General features: G+C 48.4%; 1 protein-coding gene. It reads right to left on the bottom strand.

Annotation, left to right across the window (positions count from 1 at the left end; genetic code table 11):
* Window positions 1-1,099: Hsp70 family protein (locus R7Z50_RS24665; RefSeq protein WP_318149373.1), on the bottom strand; the 1,099-nt coding region annotated here is incomplete at both ends.

Here is a 1,099-nt window from a genome sequence, read left to right as displayed (position 1 = left end):
CTGACAATGCAGCTCGAATCGATTTATCCATACGGCGCGACGCAAAGTCTTGGCTAGCTTTGTCTGTATCTTTGATACCTTGCTCAATGGCATTTGCATCATCACCATTACGCAGCTCAATCAGTGCTTCAATGGCTTTTAATAGATCTTGTTTTTCTTGCTCTGATAGTAGTTCATCACCATCAGCTTGCATTGCAGCGATCAAACCTTCAATCACCCGGTCGGCTTCAACGCGTTGTTCAGCTAACGCACGAGCTTGCATGTCTTCTTTGGCGTGAGTCATCGAATCACGCAGCATGTTCGCAACTTCGTTATCGCTTAAACCGTAAGAAGGTTTCACTTGAATTTCGGACTGAACACCAGTGCTCTTTTCCATTGCAGTCACAGATAGTAAACCGTCAGCATCAACTTGGTACGTCACTCGGATGTGCGCAGCACCTGCCGCCATAGGAGGAATACCTTTTAGTGAGAAACGCGCAAGTGAACGACAATCATCCACCATCTCGCGCTCACCTTGCACAACGTGCACGCTCATCGCCGTTTGACCATCTTTGAAGGTGGTAAACTCTTGCGCGCGAGCAACAGGAATCGTGGTGTTGCGCGGAATGATTTTCTCAACCAACCCACCCATGGTTTCAATACCCAATGATAATGGAATCACGTCAAGCAGCAGCATTTCAGAGTCAGGCTTGTTACCAGCAAGAATATCTGCTTGGATACCCGCACCAATAGCCACCACTTCATCAGGGTTGATGCTAGTGAGTGGTGTGCGACCAAAGAATTCGCCCACCATTTCACGGACAAGCAAGGTACGAGTTGAGCCACCAACCATCACCACTTCAAGTACTTCCTCCGCTTCTACGTCAGCATCTTTCAGTGCACGACGACAAGACATCAGAGTTTTCTTCACGAGTGGGCGAATCAGGTCTTCGAACTGCTCGCGTGTTACAGTGCCTTTCCAGCCAAACACGTCAACTTCTACGCTGTCTTGCTCAGAGAAAGCAATTTTGGTCGCCGTTGCAATGTTCAGTAATGCACGGTTTTTCTCAGCAGAAAGCGGCGCTTCTAGGCCAGCTTGCTCCATTAGGTAATCCGCTAA

This window comes from Vibrio sp. 1249-1, from assembly GCF_033340495.1.
Note: the sequence above shows the minus strand (reverse complement) of the source record. Positions and strands in the feature narration are given on the sequence as shown.